This is a genomic window from Ramlibacter sp. PS3R-8 (genome assembly GCF_037572435.1).
Classification (GTDB): domain Bacteria; phylum Pseudomonadota; class Gammaproteobacteria; order Burkholderiales; family Burkholderiaceae_C; genus Ramlibacter.
The window spans coordinates 443,343-461,230 of record NZ_JBBHGT010000002.1; the positions used below are offsets into that span (position 1 = coordinate 443,343).

Annotated in this window: 16 protein-coding genes; 12 read left to right on the forward strand and 4 right to left on the reverse strand. The window is 70.2% G+C overall.

Annotated elements, in window-relative coordinates:
* The first annotated feature begins 10 nt into the window (after nt 1–10).
* From WG902_RS09995 to WG902_RS10005, 3 genes are read left to right on the forward strand one after another with little or no spacing between them, the layout of a single operon-like run.
* On the forward strand, nt 11–1,021 hold the full coding sequence (locus tag WG902_RS09995) for a quinone oxidoreductase family protein (RefSeq protein ID WP_340059889.1): 1,011 nt from the start codon (nt 11–13) through the stop codon (nt 1,019–1,021).
* Nucleotides 1,018–1,989 (forward strand): Bug family tripartite tricarboxylate transporter substrate binding protein, encoded by a 972-nt coding sequence (locus tag WG902_RS10000; protein WP_340059890.1) that lies wholly within the window; start codon nt 1,018–1,020, stop codon nt 1,987–1,989. The genes WG902_RS09995 and WG902_RS10000 overlap by 4 nt, the downstream gene beginning before the upstream one ends.
* A gap of 2 nt (nt 1,990–1,991) precedes the next feature.
* A complete protein-coding gene (locus tag WG902_RS10005) occupies nt 1,992–2,918 on the forward strand; it encodes a 3-keto-5-aminohexanoate cleavage protein (RefSeq protein ID WP_340059891.1) in 927 nt (308 codons plus the stop codon).
* A 15-nt stretch (nt 2,919–2,933) separates the two neighbouring features.
* Here the strand turns inward: WG902_RS10005 and WG902_RS10010 are convergent, their stop codons facing one another.
* Together WG902_RS10010 and WG902_RS10015 are read right to left on the reverse strand one after the other, a co-directional pair.
* Complete coding sequence (locus tag WG902_RS10010) at nt 2,934–5,033, reverse strand: alpha/beta hydrolase domain-containing protein (RefSeq protein WP_340059892.1); 2,100 nt, start codon at nt 5,031–5,033, stop codon at nt 2,934–2,936.
* A 63-nt stretch (nt 5,034–5,096) separates the two neighbouring features.
* Entirely contained in the window at nt 5,097–6,011 is a 915-nt protein-coding gene (locus WG902_RS10015) for a LysR family transcriptional regulator (protein ID WP_340059893.1), read from the reverse strand.
* Between the two features lie 75 nt (nt 6,012–6,086).
* Between WG902_RS10015 and WG902_RS10020 the strand changes: the two genes are divergently transcribed.
* Genes WG902_RS10020 through WG902_RS10055 form a run of 8 tightly spaced genes read left to right on the forward strand, consistent with a single transcriptional unit; the run spans nt 6,087 to nt 14,355 of the window.
* Nucleotides 6,087–7,073: a hydroxyacid dehydrogenase gene (locus WG902_RS10020; RefSeq protein ID WP_340059894.1), complete on the forward strand. Its 987-nt coding sequence runs from the start codon at nt 6,087–6,089 to the stop codon at nt 7,071–7,073.
* 1 nt (nt 7,074) lies between these two features.
* Complete coding sequence (locus WG902_RS10025) at nt 7,075–7,761, forward strand: RraA family protein (RefSeq protein WP_340059895.1); 687 nt, start codon at nt 7,075–7,077, stop codon at nt 7,759–7,761.
* Between the two features lie 33 nt (nt 7,762–7,794).
* A complete protein-coding gene (locus tag WG902_RS10030; protein WP_340059896.1) occupies nt 7,795–8,766 on the forward strand; it encodes a Bug family tripartite tricarboxylate transporter substrate binding protein in 972 nt (323 codons plus the stop codon).
* A 35-nt stretch (nt 8,767–8,801) separates the two neighbouring features.
* A complete protein-coding gene (locus WG902_RS10035; RefSeq protein ID WP_340059897.1) occupies nt 8,802–9,773 on the forward strand; it encodes a Bug family tripartite tricarboxylate transporter substrate binding protein in 972 nt (323 codons plus the stop codon).
* A gap of 15 nt (nt 9,774–9,788) precedes the next feature.
* Nucleotides 9,789–11,000, forward strand: coding sequence for an alpha-hydroxy acid oxidase (locus tag WG902_RS10040; protein WP_340059898.1), 1,212 nt, complete (start codon nt 9,789–9,791; stop codon nt 10,998–11,000).
* A 43-nt stretch (nt 11,001–11,043) separates the two neighbouring features.
* A complete protein-coding gene (locus tag WG902_RS10045; protein WP_340059899.1) occupies nt 11,044–11,913 on the forward strand; it encodes an HpcH/HpaI aldolase/citrate lyase family protein in 870 nt (289 codons plus the stop codon).
* An 8-nt stretch (nt 11,914–11,921) separates the two neighbouring features.
* Nucleotides 11,922–13,070, forward strand: coding sequence for a CaiB/BaiF CoA transferase family protein (locus WG902_RS10050; protein WP_340059900.1), 1,149 nt, complete (start codon nt 11,922–11,924; stop codon nt 13,068–13,070).
* A 43-nt stretch (nt 13,071–13,113) separates the two neighbouring features.
* A complete protein-coding gene (locus tag WG902_RS10055; protein WP_340059901.1) occupies nt 13,114–14,355 on the forward strand; it encodes an FAD-dependent oxidoreductase in 1,242 nt (413 codons plus the stop codon).
* Here WG902_RS10055 and WG902_RS10060 read toward each other — a convergent pair.
* A complete protein-coding gene (locus WG902_RS10060; protein WP_340059903.1) occupies nt 14,339–15,337 on the reverse strand; it encodes a tripartite tricarboxylate transporter substrate binding protein in 999 nt (332 codons plus the stop codon). The two genes, WG902_RS10055 and WG902_RS10060, sit on opposite strands and share 17 nt — an antisense overlap.
* A 76-nt stretch (nt 15,338–15,413) precedes the next feature.
* Here WG902_RS10060 and WG902_RS10065 point away from each other — a divergent pair, with 76 nt between their 5' ends.
* Nucleotides 15,414–16,193, forward strand: a complete 780-nt coding sequence (locus tag WG902_RS10065; protein WP_340059904.1) for an FAD/NAD(P)-binding protein — start codon at nt 15,414–15,416, stop codon at nt 16,191–16,193.
* Between the two features lie 74 nt (nt 16,194–16,267).
* Here WG902_RS10065 and WG902_RS10070 read toward each other — a convergent pair whose 3' ends face one another.
* Nucleotides 16,268–17,887 carry a response regulator gene (locus tag WG902_RS10070; RefSeq protein WP_340059905.1) on the reverse strand — a complete coding sequence of 540 codons (1,620 nt, stop codon included), beginning with the start codon at nt 17,885–17,887 and terminating at the stop codon, nt 16,268–16,270.
* Between the last annotated feature and the right edge of the window lies 1 nt (nt 17,888).

Consider the following 17,888-nt stretch of genomic DNA (forward strand, 5'->3'; position numbering starts at 1 on the left):
GAAAAAAGACATGCAATCCTGGTGGATGCAGATGACCGACACGGACACGCAGCTCGAGCTGCGTGACAGTCCCGTGCCCACGCCCGGGCCGCGCCAGGTGCTGGTGCGCATGCGTGCCGCGAGCCTGAACCGCGGGGAGTTCCTGCTCGGGCATGGGCTGCACGGCAAGGCGGGCACCTGGAAGGCCATCGGCGGCGAGGGCGCGGGCGAGATCGCATCCGTCGGCGCCGAGGTCACGGGCTTCCGGTCCGGCGACCGCGTGATGGGGCGTTGCACCGGGGCCTTCTCCGAATACGCGCTGATCGAGGCCGCCGAAGCCATGGTGATCCCGGCCACGCTGTCGTGGGAGCAGGCCGCCGGCATCCCGCTGGTGTTCCTCGTCGCCTTCGACATGCTGGTGCTGCAAGGCCGGATGAAGACCGGCCAGTGGCTGTTGATCAACGGCGTCTCGTCGGGCGTCGGCGTCGCCGCGCTCCAGCTGGGCCGGGTGCTCGGCGCGCGTGTCATCGGCACCTCGGGCTCGGCGCAGAAACTGGAGAAGCTCAAGCCCCTGGGGCTGGAGCTGGGGTTGTGCACGCGCGCGCCCGACTTCGCGCCGGCCGTCATGGAGGCCACCGCGCAGAAGGGCGTCGACCTCGTCGTCAACACCGTGGGCGGCACCGTGTTCGCCGAAGACATCCGCTGCCTGGCCTTCGAGGGCCGGCTGGCCACCGTGGGTTACGTCGATGGGGTGGTGCACGCCGACATCGACCTCGAAGCGCTGCATGCGAAGCGCCTGACGCTCTTCGGTGTGTCCAACAAGCTGCGCACCAAGGAGCAGCGCGCCGCCCCCGTGCCGCGCTTCGTGTCCGAAGTGCTGCCGCATATCGGCGCGGGCCGCATCCAGCCGCAGATCGACCAGGTGGTGGACTTCGCGCAGCTGCCGGCCGCGAAAGCCCGCATGGAAGACGGCGCGCACATCGGCAAGATCGTGCTGCGCATTCCCTCCGGCAAACCGACCCTCACAGGAGACCCGCAATGAAGCGCAGGAATGTTGTGGCAGCCATGGCGTTCGGCGCCTCCGCTCCCCTCTCGTGGGCGCAGCCCGCCGCCTACCCGTCCAAGCCCATTCGCCTGGTGATCGGCTTCACGCCCGGCGGCGCGGCCGACTACGTGGCGCGTTCCATGAGCGAATCGCTCAGCAAGGCGATGGGCCAGCCGGTGGTGGTGGAAAACCGGCCGGGCAACGGCTCCAGCATCGCGGCGGACATCGTGGCCAAGTCGCCAGCCGACGGCTACACGCTGCTGATCGCCAGCCCCAGCAGCATCTCGGTGAATCCGGCGCTGATTCCCAAGCTGCCTTACATGCCGTCGGACCTTCTTCCCGTGACCAAGATCACGACCTCGCCGCTGGTGCTGGCGGTCAACCCGAACACCGGCTTCCGCACGGTGGGGGAGCTGATCGCGGCGGCGAAGAAGGATCCCGGCAAGCTCAATTGCGCCACCGCCGGCAACGGCTCCGCGCCGCATCTCGGCGCCGCGCTGTTCACCATGCTCACCGGCACCCAGATGACGCTGGTGCCGTATCGGGGCGGCGGGCCTGCGATCCAGTCGGTGATGGCAGGCGACACGCAGCTGACCTTCGGCACTTCGCCTTCGGTGCTGCCGCATGCGGGCAGCGGCCGCCTGCGCGCGATCGCGGTCAGCACGCGCGAGCGCTCGCCGCTCGTGCCCGACCTGCCGGGCATGAAGGAAGCCGGCTTGCCGGAATACAACATCGAGTTCTGGTACGGCATGTTCCTGCCCGCCTCCACGCCCCCCGCCATCGTGAAGAAGGTCTACGAGGCGACCGTCGCCGCGATGCAGCAGCCGTCGGTGAAGGCCGCGCTGGCGCGCGAGGGCACGGAAGTGTCGATCTCCACGTCCCCGGACCATTTCAGGAGCTTCCTCGTGGACGACGGCAAGTTCTGGGTGGACCTGGTGAAGAACGCCAACGTGAAGGTGGAGTGATCATGACGAGCAAGGTGATCATCACCTGCGCGGTCACCGGTTCGATCCACACGCCGTCGATGTCGCCGGCGCTGCCGGTGACGGCGCGGGAGATCGCCGATGCGGCGGTGGGCGCGGCCGAGGCCGGCGCCGCCATCGTGCACCTGCATGCGCGCAACCCGATCGATGGCCGGCCGGACCAGAGCCCGGAGGCGTTCGAGCCCATCCTGCGCGACATCAAGAAGCGCTCCGACGTGGTGGTGAACCTCACCACCGGCGGCGCGCCCTACATGACGGTGGAGGAGCGCGTGCGCCCCGCGGCCGTCTGGAAGCCGGAGGTGGCCAGCCTGAACATGGGCTCCATGAACTTCGGCCTGTTCCCGATGCTGCGGCGCTTCGAGGAATTCAAGCACGACTGGGAACCGCAGTTCCTGGAGAATTCGCGAGACCTGGTCTTTCGCAACTCGTTCAAGGACATCGCCTACGCGCTGAACACGCTGAACGAAACCCAGGCGCGCTACGAGTTCGAGTGCTACGACACCAGCCACCTCTACAACCTGCACTACTTCTGGCAGGAGGGGCTGGTGAAGGCGCCGCTGTTCATCCAGACGGTGTTCGGCCTGCTGGGCGGCATCGGCGCGCATCCCGAAGACGTGGCGCACATGAAGCGCACCGCGGACCGCCTGTTCGGCGACAGCTATCGCTGGTCGGTGCTGGGCGCGGGCCGCAACCAGATGCCGGTGGCCGCGATGGCCGCGGCCATGGGCGGCAACGTGCGCGTCGGGCTGGAGGATTCGCTGTGGGCCGGCAAGGGGCGGCTGGCCGAATCGAACGCGCAACAAGTCCGGCAGGCGCGCAAGATCATCGAGGGCCTGGGCCTGGAGATCGCCACGCCGGACGAGGCGCGCGAGATGCTGCAACTCAAGGGCGCGGACCAGGTCGGCTTCTGAGTCGCGCGCCCGCGGTCAGCGCAGCACCGCGCTCGCCTGCGCCTGCTGCACCAGCCGCTCCGCATCCTCCCGCAACAGAAAGCCGGCCGCCACGGCCCGCCCGGCGGCCGTCCGCACGGCCGTGACGTATCCGTCGTGGCTGGCGTAGCGCTCCTCCAGTGACAGCCGCGGGTCGCCGGCCGCTTCGCGCTCCGCGCGGGTCCGCGCGAACGGCACCATGCCGCCGACGTAGTTGCAGATCTGCCCCTGGTGGAAGGGCCGGGCTCCGCCGGCCGTGATGTTCCATCCGAGATAGGTGCCCAGCGGCGCATCGAGCAGCACCACCGGCACGCCGCCCAGTTCATTGCCGTCGGCGTCGACCTTCGGTGCGTACATCGGCAACACCTGGCGAATCGGCGGCGGCGCGTTGCTTGCCACACCCGAACCGTCGACCGGGCGGAAGCCCGGCCCCCAGTCGTAATCCAGCACCGGCATGATGAAGTCCGGCTCCGGCACCGTCGGCCGCAACTGCGGCAAGCTGGGAAAGCCCAGCGCCAGCTTGTTCGCCGGCGCCAGCGTGCCCGCTGCCAGCGTCGGCCAGCGGCTCGGCGGCGGCTCCACGCCACGCATCACCCAGTTGCGGAAATGCACGCGCAGCGCATTCACCGTCTCGGTGTGCGGCACCGGATTGGCCGGCAGGATGCCGGTGCCGTAGTTGTTCCCCGGGCAGGCGGCGCCCGTCGTCGGAAGCGCCACGCCGGGCAGGCTGGTGTCGAAACCACCGGCGCCGCCGCCGTGGTTGCTGCTGGCGATGTAGTAGCGGCGCACGTTGGGCGGCAGCGGCAGGTCCGCCTTCCCATCGGTGCCGATCCATTCCGGCGTGAGCTTGAGCGCCCACACTTCGGCCGAGCCGAAGTGCTCGATGATCCGGGGGCAGGTGCGGCTGGCCAGGCAGCGGTCCAGCAAGCCGGCGGCCGCGCCGCCGCGCACCGGGTCCGGATGGCGCAGCCACCATTGCGGGCCTTCGCTGCCCGCCTGGTACAGCTCCAGCACGCCGTCGGGTTGGGCCCAGCGGAAGTTCAGCGCGATGCGGCGGCCCGCGATGATCGGCCACAGGCCGTCGTGCACCTGGCGTCCCGCTTCGTCCTGGTTGAAGCCCAGGTGCAGCCAGCCGCGCAGGAAGTTGCCGGACTGCGAGACGCCGCGGCCTATCGTGTGCGTCACCGCGCCGGCCACCGGGTTCGGGGTGCCGCCGTCGTCCGCGCGGGCGGTCTTGAAGAACATGCCGACGTCACGCCATGCCGCGAAGCCGATGCCCAGCACGTAGGGCTCGGCCGAGCGGTACACCACCTGGTACAGCCTGGCGGCATCGAATCCGTTCTTCAGGCAGACCTGCGTCGGGTCGGGCGTGCCGGGGAAGGGGTTGGCCGCGTCGCACTTCGCCCAGGCCCACTCGGTGGACGGGATCACGGTCTCGCCGATCACTTCGCCACGGGTCGATTCGGCCGCGCGCGACACCAGCCGGGCCTGGCGCGTGTCGAGGCTCGCAGGCTTGTACGGCACCGGGTTGGTCTGGACGATCAGCGGCTGCGAGCCAGGTCCGCTGCGGTTGACGATGCGGCCGAACACCTCGCCGGTGATGGCGGAGCCATCGGTGTTGCGCGCGATCGGCAGCTGCAGCCAGTGCGGCGATGCCACCGCCGCGTTCGGCCGCACTGCCGTCGCCCCGGCGTTGTCACCTTGCCAGGCGCTGGTGAGGTCGATGTCGCCATTGGCGCGCTCGGCCGCCACGTTGGGCCGGCGCACGCCGCGGTTCGGGACTTCGTGCCACATCAGGCCGCTGGAGCGGGCCAGGTCCACGGGCTTGGTCAGCACGAACGTGGCGACGTAGCGCACCTTGCCGTCCGGCTCGCGCGCGAGTTGGATGTCGTTGATGAGCGCGTTGCCGGGCAGGTTGGGATCGAGTTCGCCGAAGGCGCGGCCCGCGACCTGCTCGAACGCGACGCCGCCGGAATCCGCGGCGGGCAGGGGCCGGGTCTCGTCGATCACGATGCGCGTGACGCGGGCCTGGGCGGCGTGCCCGGCCAGTGCGATGGCAAGTGCCACGAAGAAGAGCCTGGTCCGGTGCGACTGCATCGCTTTGTCTCCAAGGGTTTTGTTCTCGGCCGGTGACAACTGTCGCGGGGACGGCCACCAGCGTCAAGGGGCCGTGCGCGAGAAGAACGCCTTGCCCTGCTTGCGCAGCAACTTCAGCACCCCTTCCGCCGCCGGCGACAGGTAGCCGGTGCGGCGGTGCGTCACGCCCAGGTTGCGCCGCAGCGTCGTGGCCGGCAGCTTCACCTCGCGCAGCGCCGCGCTGCGCTCCAGCGCCAGCGTGTGGCGCGAGACGAAGGTCAGCAGGTCGGTGCGCTCCACCATGCGGGGCAGCAGCGCGATGGATCCGCTTTCCAGCTTGACGTCGGGCTCCGGCAGGCCGCGGGCGCTGAACGCCAGGTCCAGCCACTGGCGGCTGGGGATGTGGGCGCTCGGCAGCGCCCAGCCGTATTCGAGCAACGTCGCCATGTCCACGTTGCGGCGGCGGAAGACGGGATGCTTTGCGCTGGCGGCCACCACCACCACGTCCTCCACCAGGGCGTGCGACACCAGTTCGGGGTCGCTGTCCACGGCCAGCCCCACGAGCAGGTCGAGCTTGCCCTGGCGCAGTTGAGAACGCAGTTCCCAGCTCGGCCCGACGACCACGTCCACCTTCACCCGCGGTGCGTGGGCCAGGATCGCGCGACAGAGTTCGGGGATCAGGTGCTCGGCCGCGATCGGCCCGCTGCCCAGCGTGACGTGGCCGGCGGAACCCTGCGCGAAGTCGCGCACCTCGCGCACCACCTCGTCGCTGGCGGCGCGCAGCAGCCGGCAGCGGGCGTGCAGCACCTCGCCGACCGGCGTGAGCCGGATGCCGCGGCCCGCGCGCTCGAACAGCGGACTGCCCATCACCTCCTCCAGCCGCTGGATGCATTTGGTCAGCGCCGGCTGCGAGCGGCCGACCTCCTTGGCGGCGCGGCCCATGTGCCCCAGCTCCGCCACCGTTTCGAAGAAGCGCAGGTCGCGCAGGTGCAGGTCCATCGATCGCCTTTGGTGATGAATCGATCATCATTATCGAATGGACGGAATGAATGGCCGCCGCCAGAATCGGCCGCCATGACGTTCAAGGTTTTCGTGACGGCGCCCCGGCTCGCCCCCTCCGGGCTGCAATGGCTGGAGCGCCACGGCTGCACGATCGCCTTCCTGCGCGACGCCAACAGTACCGCCGAGGTGGAGCGGGAGATGACGGCGACGCCTTTCGATGCGGTGATCTCGCGCACCGTGGACCTGACCGCGGCGGCCATCGCGTGCTGCCCGACCTTGAAGGTGATCTCCAAGCACGGCGTGGGCGTCAGCAACATCGCGGTCGACGCGGCGACGCAGCGTGGCATCCCGGTGTACGTCACGCCGGGTGCCAATGCGCAGTCGGTGGCGGAGCTCACCTTCGGCCTCATGCTTGCCGCGGCACGCCGCATCCATCGGCTCGACGCCGAGTTGCGCGCGGGACGCTGGACCCGGGCCCAGGACGGAATGCAGCTCGGCGGACGCAGGCTGGGCCTGGTCGGTTTCGGCCAGGTGGGCCAGCGCGTCGCGCGCATTGCCCAGGCCGTTGGCATGGAAGTGCATGCCTACGATCCGATGCTGGCCGCCAGCTCGCCCGTGCCCGGGGTTGAACTGCATCGCACGCTGCAGGCGCTGCTGGCGCACAGCGACGTGCTGAGCCTGCACGTGCCGCTGACCGGCCAAACGCGCGGCCTCATCGACGCGACGGCCTTCGACCTGCTCCCGCCGGGCGCGCTGCTGGTCAACACGGCGCGTGGCGAGGTGGTCGATGAAGCCGAGCTCATCGCCCGGCTGCGCGACGGCCGCCTCGCGGGCGCCGGCCTCGACACCATGAGCGTCGAGCCGCTGCCCGCCGGCCATGCGCTCACCGAACTTCCCAACGTGGTCCTCACGCCCCACGTCGGGGGCTCCACCCCCGCCGCGCTGGACGCCATGGCCGAAGGCGCCGCCCGCAACGTGCTGGGGTTCCTGCAAGGCCGGCCGCCGGACGCGCGCAGCTGCGTCAACCCCCAAGTCCTCCGAACCACCGCCCTGACCTGACATGACCCAAGCCACCTGGCCCGCCGGCTACGCGTTGAATCCGCGCGTGAACTCGCTCGACCCCGAACTCGTCGCCGCCTTTCGCAACGTGCCCGCCGCCCACGCCAGCGACTGCCTCGGCCGTGGCGTCGGCGCGCTCGGCCTCACCGCCTACCACCGGGACCTCAAGCTCGCGCTCTGCGGGCCCGCCATCACCGTGCGCGTGCGGCCCGGCGACAACCTGATGATCCACGTCGCCATGCAGATGGCGCATCCTGGCGACGTGATCGTCATCGACGGTGCGGCCGACCTCGCCCAGGCCCTGATCGGCGGCTTGATGCGCACGACCGCGGTGGCGCGCGGCATTGCCGGCTTCGTCGTCGACGGCGCGGTGCGCGACCTGTCCGAATGGGCCGAAGGCGGCATCGCCGTGTACGCGCGCGGCCACACGCACCGGGGCCCCAGCAAGGACGGCCCGGGCGAAGTGAACGTGCCCATCGCCTGTGCCGGCATGAGCGTGGCGCCGGGCGGCCTGGTGCTCGGCGACGCCGACGGCGTGGTCTGCGTGCCAGCCGCGCAAGTCGCCGCGCTCCTGCCGCAAGTCCGCGCCCATGCCGCGCGCGAGGAGAAGATCCGCGCCGGCAATCGCGCCGGAGCGCCGGACGAGCGATTCACCGCCCTGCTGCGCCAGAAGGGCTGCCCGGTCTGAGGCTTCACGTATAAACGTTCCCAGGAGACAACAATGCAAAGACGCCACCTTCTCGCCGCCGCGCTCGCCGCAGCGGCATCGCCTTCCTTCGCGCAGGCGCCTTCCGCATGGCCGGGCCGGCCGGTCCGCTTCGTGGTGCCCTTCCCGCCGGGCGGCGGCACCGACGCCACTTCGCGCCTGCTGGCCGAGCGCTTCACCACGCTGCTGGGGTGGACCGTGGTCATCGACAACAAACCGGGCGCGGGCGGCAACATCGGCATCGACTTCGTCGCCAAGTCCGCGCCGGACGGCTACACGATCGCCATGGGCCAGGCTTCCAACCTGGCCATCAATCCTTCGCTGTACGCGAAGATGCCGTTCGATCCGCTCAAGGACCTGACCCCGATCGTCTCGGTGGCCGAGCAGCCGGTGGTGCTGGTGGTGCGACAGGATTCGCCGTTCAAGACGCTGGCCGACTTCGTGCAGGCGGCCAAGGCGCGCCCCGGCCAGGTGGGCGTTGCGCAGGCCGGCAACGGCACCGTGGGCCATCTCGCCGGCGAGCTGCTGGAGCGCCGCGCGGGCATCAAGGTGCTGCAGGTGCCGTACAAGGGCGCCGGCCCGGCCATGAACGAACTGCTGGGCGGCCAGGTGGAAACCTACTTCGGCAACACCGTCTCCGTCATGAGCCAGCTCGCCGGCGGCAAGATCCGCGCGCTGGCCGTCAGCTCCGCGCGACGCGTGAGCGCGCTGCCCAACGTGCCCACCGTGGCAGAACAGGGCTATGCCGGTTTCGACGCCACCACCTGGCTCGGCCTGGTGGGGCCGGCGGGAATGCCGGCCGACATCGTGGCGAAGATCAACGCCGAAACGGTGAAGATCCTGGCCCGCCCGGAGGTGAAGGACAAGCTGGTGCAGGAAGGCAGCGAGCCGACGCCCGGGACGCCGCAGCAGTTCGCCGCGCACATCCGCTCCGAGCACGCGAAGTGGAGCACGCTGATCCGCGAAGCCAACATCCGCATCGAGTGAGCGCGATCCCCACGACACCACAGGAGACCAGACCCATGAAGATTTTCGCGATCCGCACCACCCTGGCGCTGGCCTGCGCCCTGCCCTTCGCCGCGCTGGCGCAGGCACCGGCCTGGCCGACCAAGCCCATCACGCTGGTGGTGGGCAGCGCCCCCGGGGGCTCCAACGACACCTTCGCCCGCGCCATCGGCAAGAAGCTGTCCGATGCGCTGGGGCAACCCGTCGTCGTGGACAACAAGCCCGCCGGCGGCGGCATCCTGGCCAACGGCTTCGTCGCCAAGGCCGCGCCGGACGGCTACAACCTGGTCGTGCTGTCGTCGACCTTCACCACCGGCGCCGCGATCCGCACCAACCTGCAATACGACGCCATCAAGAGCTTCAAGCCGGTGGCGATGCTCGGCAAGGGCCCGCTGCTGGTGACCGTGGCCAACGACTCTCCGTACAAGACGATCGGGGACCTGGTGGCCGCGGCCAAGGCGAACCCGGGCAAGCTGAACTACGGCACGTCCGGCGCCGGCAGCATCAACCACTTCGCCACCGAACTGTTCATCGATGCGGCCGGCATCAAGATGACGCACGTCCCGTACAAGGGAATGGGACCCGCCACCAACGACCTGCTGGGCGGCCAGATCCAGGTGCTGGTGGCCAGCGCGCCGTCGATCCTGGGGCAGGTGAAGGGGGGCCGCGTGCGCGCCCTGGCGGTGACGACCGCCACGCGCTCGCCCGTCGCCCCGGACCTGCCTTCGCTGGAGCAATCCGGCTACAAGGGCAGCGCCAGCGAGCTGTGGTGGGGCGTGCTCGCACCGGCCGGCACGCCGCAACCGGTGGTGGACCGCCTGAACACAGAGATCAACAAGATCGTGCTGTCGGCCGACATGAAGGAGTTTTTCCTGAAGGAAGGCGCCGAGCCGGCGGCCATGAAGCCGGCGGAGTTCGAGGCCTTCATCGCCGCCGAGATCGAGCGCTGGAAGCAGGTGGCCAAGGCCGCCGACATCAAGCCCGAATAAGGCACCGTGCGCGGGATGACTGCGACCCACTTCACGCCGGCCGCCGGCGGCACGCGCACCGTCGCTGCCGGCACGCCGCGGCGGCTGCGCGGCATCCTGTGCCTGGAGGATTTCGAACCGCAGGCGCGGCGCGCGCTGCCCAAGCCGATCTTCGGCTACGTGTCCGGCGGCTGCGAGACCGATGCTTCCTTGCGCGGCAACCGCAGCGCATTCGACCGCTACGGCTTCGTCACTCGCGTGCTGCAGGGCGTGGCCCATCGGACGCAGGCAACCACGCTGTTCGGACGCACCTGGTCCGCGCCGTTCGGCATCGCGCCCATGGGCATGTGCGCGCTCAGCGCCTACCGCGGCGACATCGCCCTGGCGCGGGCGGCGGGCGCCGCCAACATCCCGATGCTGTGCAGCGGCACCGGACTCATCGCGCTGGAGGACGTCCGAGCCGCCAACCCCGAGGCCTGGTTCCAGGCCTACGTGCCGGGAGAGCCGGCGCGCATCGAGGCGCTGGTGGACCGCGTGGCGCGCGCCGGCTACGGCACGCTGGTGGTCACGGCCGACACCGCCGTCTCCGGCAACCGCGAAAACCACGTGCGGGTGGGCTTCTCCAGCCCGCTGCGCCCCAGCGCCGCGCTGGCCTGGCAAGGGCTGACGCATCCGCGCTGGCTGGTCGGCACCGCGCTGCGGACGCTGCTGCATCACGGCATGCCGCACTTCGAGAACTCACAGGCCGTGCGCGGTGCGCCGATCCTGGCGCGCAACGTGGTGCGCGACTTCGGCGCGCGCGACCACCTGGGGTGGGAGCACCTGCGACTGATCCGCGCGCAGTGGAAAGGCCGGCTGGTCGTGAAAGGCCTGCTGAGCGCCGACGATGCGCGGCAGGCGCGCGACTGCGGCGCCGACGGCATCATCGTCTCCAACCACGGGGGCCGCCAGCTCGATGGCGCGCTGTCCCCGCTGCAGGTGCTGCCAGGCATCGTGGCGGCTGTGCCGGAGCTGCCGGTGATGATGGACAGCGGCGTGCGCCGCGGCAACGACGTGCTCAAGGCCGTCGCGCTGGGCGCCAGCTTCGTGTTCGTCGGCCGGCCGTTCCTCTACGCCGCGGCCGTCGCCGGGGAAGCCGGCGTGCGGCACGCCATCGGGCTGTTGCAGGAGGAGATCCACCGCAACATGGCACTGCTGGGCATCACGCGGCTGGAGCAGGTGCGCGAAGGGCGCGTGGTCCGCCTGTGAGAACGAAGCTATCCTTGGTGCCCCAACCAGGACAAGGCAAGACATGAGGAGCAAGCTTTTCGTCCCCGGCTCACGCCCGGAGCTCTTCGCCAAGGCCCTGCACGGCGAAGCGGATGCGATCTCCATCGACCTGGAAGACGCGGTGGCCGAAGCCCGCAAGGCGCAGGCCCGCGAACTCGTGGCCGCCTGGCTGCGCGAGCACGAGGATGCGCGCGGCAAGCTGGTGATCGTGCGCGTCAACGCCATGGACACGCCGCACTTCGAGGCTGACGTTGCCGCCGTGGTGCGCCCCGGCCTCGACGTGCTGAACCTGCCCAAGCCGGAAAGCCGCGACGACGTGCGCTCCGCGCTGGAGGTCGTGCGGCGGGCCGAGCGCGCCAACGGCGTGACGCAGCCGGTGGGGCTGCTGCTGAACGTGGAGACGCCGCGCGCGCTGCGCAGGGCGGCCGAACTGGCGAAGTCCGATGCGCGGGTCATGGGCCTGCAGGTGGGACTGGGCGACCTGTTCGAGCCGCTGGGCATCGACCGGCGCGAAATCGCGGCCGTGCAGCACGTGCTGATCGCGGTCCGCCTGGCGGCTGGTGAATCCGGCGTGGGCGCCTACGACGGGGCCTTCGCGGACATCCAGGATTCCGACGGCTTCCTGGCCGAAGCGCAGCTGGCGCGGCGTCTCGGCTTCACCGGCAAGACCTGCATCCACCCCAGCCAGGTGGCGCTGGCCAACGAAGCGTTCCGCCCGACGGACGCCGAGATCGCCCATGCGGTCAAAGTCACCGCGGCGGCGACGGACGCCGACGCGCGCGGCGCCGGCGCCTACGTGGTGGACGGCCGCATGATCGATCGCCCGTTCCTCCAGCGCGCCCAGGCGATCGTGGCCACGGCCCGCCGCCTCGGCCTGCTCTCCAATCCGTGAGCCACGCCATGGTCACCGCCACCGCGGGCCCCCTCAGCGGCATCCGCGTCCTCGACCTCAGCGCCTACATCGCCGGGCCCTACGGCTGCGCGTTGCTGGCCGACCAGGGCGCGGACGTGATCAAGATCGAGCCGCCCGCCGGCGACAACTTGCGCAAGTACCCCTCGACCCTGGAAGACGAAAGCCGCGCCTTCCTCGGCGTGAACCGCAGCAAGATCGGTGTCGTGCTGGACCTGAAGGACGCCGGCGACCACGAGCGGCTGATCGCGCTGGTGCGCAGCGCCGATGTGCTGGTCCACAACTTCCGCCCGAGCGTGCCGCCGCGGCTGGGCATCGCCTACGAGCAACTGCGCCCGCACAACCCGCGGCTGGTCTATTGCGCCGTCACCGGCTATGGCGAGGACGGCCCGCTCAGCGACAAGGCGGGCTACGACCAGGTGCTGCAGACGATGACGGGCATGTGCGCGCAGCAGGGTGCGGCGGACGGCCCGCCGGAGATCCTCTACGGCTCGGTGGTGGACTACTACGCCGCCGCGCTGGTGGCGGGCGGCATCGCGTCGGCCCTGTACGAGCGCGAGAGGAGCGGCTACGGCCAGTACGTGGGTGTCTCGCTGCTGCGCTCCGCGCTGGCGATGCAGTCGGCACGGCTGGTGTGGGCGGACAACGAACCGCGCGAGGTGGGTCGCGACATGCGATCGGGCGGCGTCACCGGCATCCACCCCACCCGCAACGGCTACCTGTACATCTCGGCCAACACGCCGCATTTCTGGCAGGCGCTGTGCGAGCGGACGGGACTGCCCGACCTGCTGGTGGAGCGCTACGACAGCGTGCGCAAGCGCGCGCAGTACCAGGGGGAGATCGTGCCGCGCCTGCACGAGGCCCTGGCACAGCACACGGCGCTGGAATGGGAGGCGCTGTTCGGCGAGGAAGTGCCCTGCGCCGCGGCGCGCACCGTGGAGGACATGTTCGACTTTCCGCAGGTCGTCGCCCAGGGCATGATCGGCGCGTTCGACCATCCGGTGGTCGGCCGGTATCGCGGATTCACCCGCGCGTGGGTGTTCGGTCGCACGCCCGGCCCCGCCCCCTTCTCCGCCCCCGCGCTGGACCAGCATGGGGATGCGGTGCGGGCGGAAGCGGACCACCTGCGGAATTCCTGAGGAAGCTCGCCGACTCGCCGGCGGCTGGGCTACCATGCCGCGCATGGACCCCGCCACCGACCGCCGCACGCAGTGCTGCATTGCAGGGGGCGGCCCCGCGGGAATGATGCTGGGCTACCTGCTCGCGCGATCCGGGGTGCAGGTCACCGTGCTGGAGAAGCACGACGATTTCCTGCGCGATTTCCGCGGCGACACCATCCACCCCTCCACGCTGACGGTGCTGGACGATCTCGGGCTGCTGGAGCAATTCCTCGAACTGCCGCACCAGGAGATCGAGGAGCTGACCGGCGAGGTCTACGGACAGGTCGTCACCATCGCGGACTTCCGGCACCTGCCTGCGGCCCGTCCGTTCCTGGTGCTGGTGCCGCAATGGGACTTCCTGGACTTCATGGCCGACCACGCGAACTTGCTGCCCGGCTTCACGCTGCGCATGGGCGCGCGGGCCACTGCTGTGATCGAGGAGGACGGCAAGGTGGTCGGCGTGCGGGTGCAGGACAAGGACGGCGAGTACGCGATCCGCGCCGACCTCGTCGTCGCCGCGGACGGCCGCCACACCACGCTGCGCGCCAGCGCCGGGCTGGCGAGTGTCGACCTCGGGGCGCCGATCGACGTGCTCTGGTTCCGGTTGCCGCGGGACGCCGCCACGCACCCGTCGCGCACCGGCGGCGTCATCCAGCCGGGCGCGATGCTCGTCACGCTGAACCGCGACACCTACTGGCAGTGCGCCTTCGTCATCCCCAAGGGCTCGCTGGCGGCGCTGCAGCAGGAAGGCATCGAGGCCTTCCGCGGGCGCGTCGCCCGCACCGCGCCTTTCCTCACGCCCGAAGTGACCGCACTCGCAAGCTGGGACGATGTCAAGTTGCTGAGCGTGCAGATCGCCGAGATGCCGCAATGGTGGCGCGACGGCCTGCTGTGCATCGGCGATGCCGCGCACGCCATGTCGCCGGTGGGCGGCGTCGGCATCAACCTCGCCATCCAGGATGCCGTCGCCACGGCGAACCTGCTGGCCGCCCGCCTGCGCCAGGGAACGCTGCGCACCGAGGACCTGCGGGCCGTGCAGAAGCGCAGGCAATGGCCGGCCCGCGTGACGCAGCGCGCGCAGGTGGCCGTGCAGAACGAGGTGCTGTCGCCGCTGCTCGCGCGCAGCGAGGCGCCGGCGCAGCCGCCGATCGCGGTACGGCTGCTGCAGCGGCTGCCGCTGCTGCGGCGCCTGCCGGCGCGGATGGTGGGGATCGGCGTGCGGCCGGAACGCGTGCGCGTGGCTGCGTTCATTCCGCCGCCTTGATGTTCGCTGCCTTGACGACCCGAGTGAACTTCTCCGTCTCCGTGCGCAAGTAAGCCTGGAACTGCCCCGGGTCCGACGGCAAGGTCTCCAGTTCCAGGGCGGCCAGCCGCTCCTTGACGTCCGGCTGTTCGAGGATCTCGTTCACCGCCGCGGAGATCCGGTCGACCACCGCCTTCGGCGTGCCGGCCGGGGCCAGCAGGCCGTACCAGAAGCGCACGTCGAACTCGGGCATGCCCTGCTCGGCGAAGGTGGCGACGTCGGGCAGCGATGCCAGCCGTTTGCCCGTCACCGCCAGCGCCTTCAGCTTGCCGCTGCGGACATGCGCGATGTAGGTATTGGGCGGGTCGATGGTGAGCTTCACGGTTCCGGCGAGCAGGTCGGTGGTGACCTGGGCCGCGCCCCGGTAGGAGATGTGCTGCAGCTTCACGCCCGACTGCAGCGCGAACAATTCGCCGGCGATGCGGCCGATGCCGCTGCCCCCGACCGTGGCGAAGTTCCATTCGCCGGGCTTGCCCTCGCGCAGCACCTGCAGCATGCCCTTGAGGTTGTCGGCGGGTACGCTGGGATGCACCACCATCAGGAACGGGCCGCCCGCCACGCTGGTGATCGGCACGAAGTCCCGGTACGCGTCGTACGGCAGGTTGGCCGAGAGGATCGGGTTGATCGCGAAGGTGGAGTTGGCGAACAGCAGCGTGTGGCCATCGGCCGCCGCCCGCGCGACGGCCTGCGTGGCGATCACCGTGTTGCCGCCCGGCCGGTTTTCCACGATGACCTGCTTGCCCCACTTGTCGCCCAGCTTCTGGGCCAGCAGGCGCGCCGTGGCGTCGGTGCCGCCGCCCGGGGCGAAGGGAACGACGATGCGCACCGGCTGGCCGGGATAGCTCGCCGCATCACCGGCCTGGGCATGGGCCGCGGCTGCGAATGCGATCACCGGGCATGCCAGCATGAGGTTGCCGGCGGCGCGCCAGGGAAACCGGGACATGGAAACACCTCCCATGGATGGACGGCGGGTGGCCCCGCATGCTCGGTTAGAGTAGCCGTTTCCCCCGCATTTGCGCATGACCACCACCATCGCCGTCGTGGGCGCGGGCTTCTCGGGCGTGACCGTGGCCGTGCAGCTCCTGAAGACCCTGCGCGAACCCGCCACCATCCACCTTCTCAACCGCCACGCCCGCTTTGCCCGCGACATGGCGTACGGCACGCGCTCGGCCAGCCACCTGCTCAACGTGCCCGCCGGCCGCACGGGCATCGACGCGGCCGACGCGACGGCTCGACCCTGGACGCCGACGACGTGGTGCTGGCCTTCGGCAACTTTCCGCCGCAACCGCCGACCTCCCACGGCATCTGGCCTGCGCGTGCTGTTTGCATTGCCGCAGGTCAGCGTGGTGGCCGGCCGGATCGGGGCCCTGACCGCCAGCGATTCAACCGTCCAGGCGGCCTGGCGCCCGCGCGGGGCAAGGAATGTGGTGCATGTCGAATTCGACCGTGTCGTCAACTGCACCGGGCCGTCCATGGACCTGCGGCGGGTACAGGACGAGCTGATGGACAGCCTGCGCAGCCAGCATGCGGTGCGCGTGGACACGCTGGGCCTGGGCCTGGCCGTCGGCGTTGGCTACCGGCTGCAGAAGGCGGACGGCAGCCTGCATGCGCGGGTGCGCTACGTGGGGCCGCTGCTCAAGGCGCAATGGTGGGAAGCCACGGCGGTGCCGGAGTTGCGGATGCACGCGGCGGCGCTGGCGCAGGCGCTGGTGCGCGAGCGGTTCTCTGGCGCTGCGGAAGACAGAACAACCGGACGCAGAAGACGCGAAAGTTACGCAGAAGACGCAGAAAATTCCTGAATGAATCCCGGAAGTCCTTCTGCGACTTCTGCGTAGTTTCTGCGCCTTCTGCGTCCGGCTGTCCGACCCGTCTTTCAGCCTCCCGCCGCCACGCGGTCGGCTATCAGCTGCGCCAGCGTCTCGATGTCGACCGGCTTGACCAGGTGATGGTCGAAGCCCGCGTCGCTGGAACTCTTCAGGTCCTGCGGCTGGCCCCAGCCGGTCACCGCCACCAGCGTGCGAGCCGCGCCGGCGTCCCGTTGGCGGATCGCCTTGCAGGCATCGTAGCCGTTCAACTTGGGCATGCCGATGTCCAGCAACACCAGTTGCGGGTCGAAGTCGGCCACCGTCTCCACCGCGGCCTGGCCGTCGTGCGCGCGCCTCACCTCGTGCCCCATCACCTCGAGCAGCACGGACATCGTCTCGGCCGCGTCGCGGTTGTCGTCGGCCACCAGGATGCGCAGTCCGCCGGCGGCCGCCGCCGGAGAGGCATGATGGGTGGGCGTCTCGGGCGCCGGACTCGCGGCCACCAGCGGCAGCCGCACCACGAACACGCTGCCCTTGCCCGGACCGTCGCTCATCGCGGTGACGTTGCCGCCATGCATCTGCACCAGCTTGCGCGTGAGCGACAGGCCGATGCCGAGGCCGCCGCGCGAACGCGAGATCGCCGGTTCCTCCTGGGAGAACATGTCGAACACGGCATCGAGTCGATGTGCCTGGATGCCGATGCCGCTGTCATGGAACGAGACCACCGCGTGACCGGATTCCCTGATCACCCGCACCTCGATCTGCCCGCCCGGATCGGTGTATTTCGCCGCGTTGCTCAAGAGGTTCATGAAGACCTGCGCGAGGCGGCCGCGATCGGCATCCACCATGAGCTGGCCGGGCGGCTGGATGACCGTCAACTTGTGTCCGGAACCGTCGATCTGCGGCTGGATGGTTTCCAGCGCGTCCTGCAGCACTTCGTCCAGCGACACGACGGCGCGCCGCAACTCGATGCGGCCCTGGTTGATGCGGCTGACGTCCATCAGGTCGTCGATCAGGCGGCCCATGGCCGACACCTGCCGGTCGATGACGTCGGCGGACCATTGCACGTCCTGCGTACCCGGGCCGCGCAGCTTGAGGAAGTGGACGGCGTTGCGCATCGGCGAAAGCGGATTGCGCAGCTCGTGGGCGAGCGTGGCGAGGAACTCGTCCTTGCGCCGGTTCGCGTCCCTCATGCGCGCTTCACTGGCCTGCAGTTCCCGCGTGCGTTCGGTGACCCGCTGGTCGAGCGACGCGTTCAGCTCGCTGAGCTGGCGGTTGGCGGCCTCGAGCTGGCGGCTTTTCTTGTGCAGTTCGGCGAACACCGACACCTTGGAGCGCAGGACCGACGGATTGACCGGCTTGTGCAGGTAGTCCACCGCGCCGGAGCCGTAGCCCTCCAGCACGTGCTGGTCCTCGTTGTAATAGGCGCTGAGGAAGATGATGGGGACGCGCGCGGTCTTCTTGCGCTCCTTGACCATCTGCGCCAGCTCGAAGCCGGTCATGCCGGGCATGCGAACGTCCAGCACCAGCACGGCGAACTCGTCGGCCATCAGCGCCAGCAACGCCTCGTCCCCCGACTTCGCGCGCACCAGGCGGTAACCTGGATCGTCCAGCACGGATTCCAGGACCGCCAGGTTGCGCGGCTCGTCGTCGACGATGAGGATGTTGACGGTGTCGGGTTCGGACATG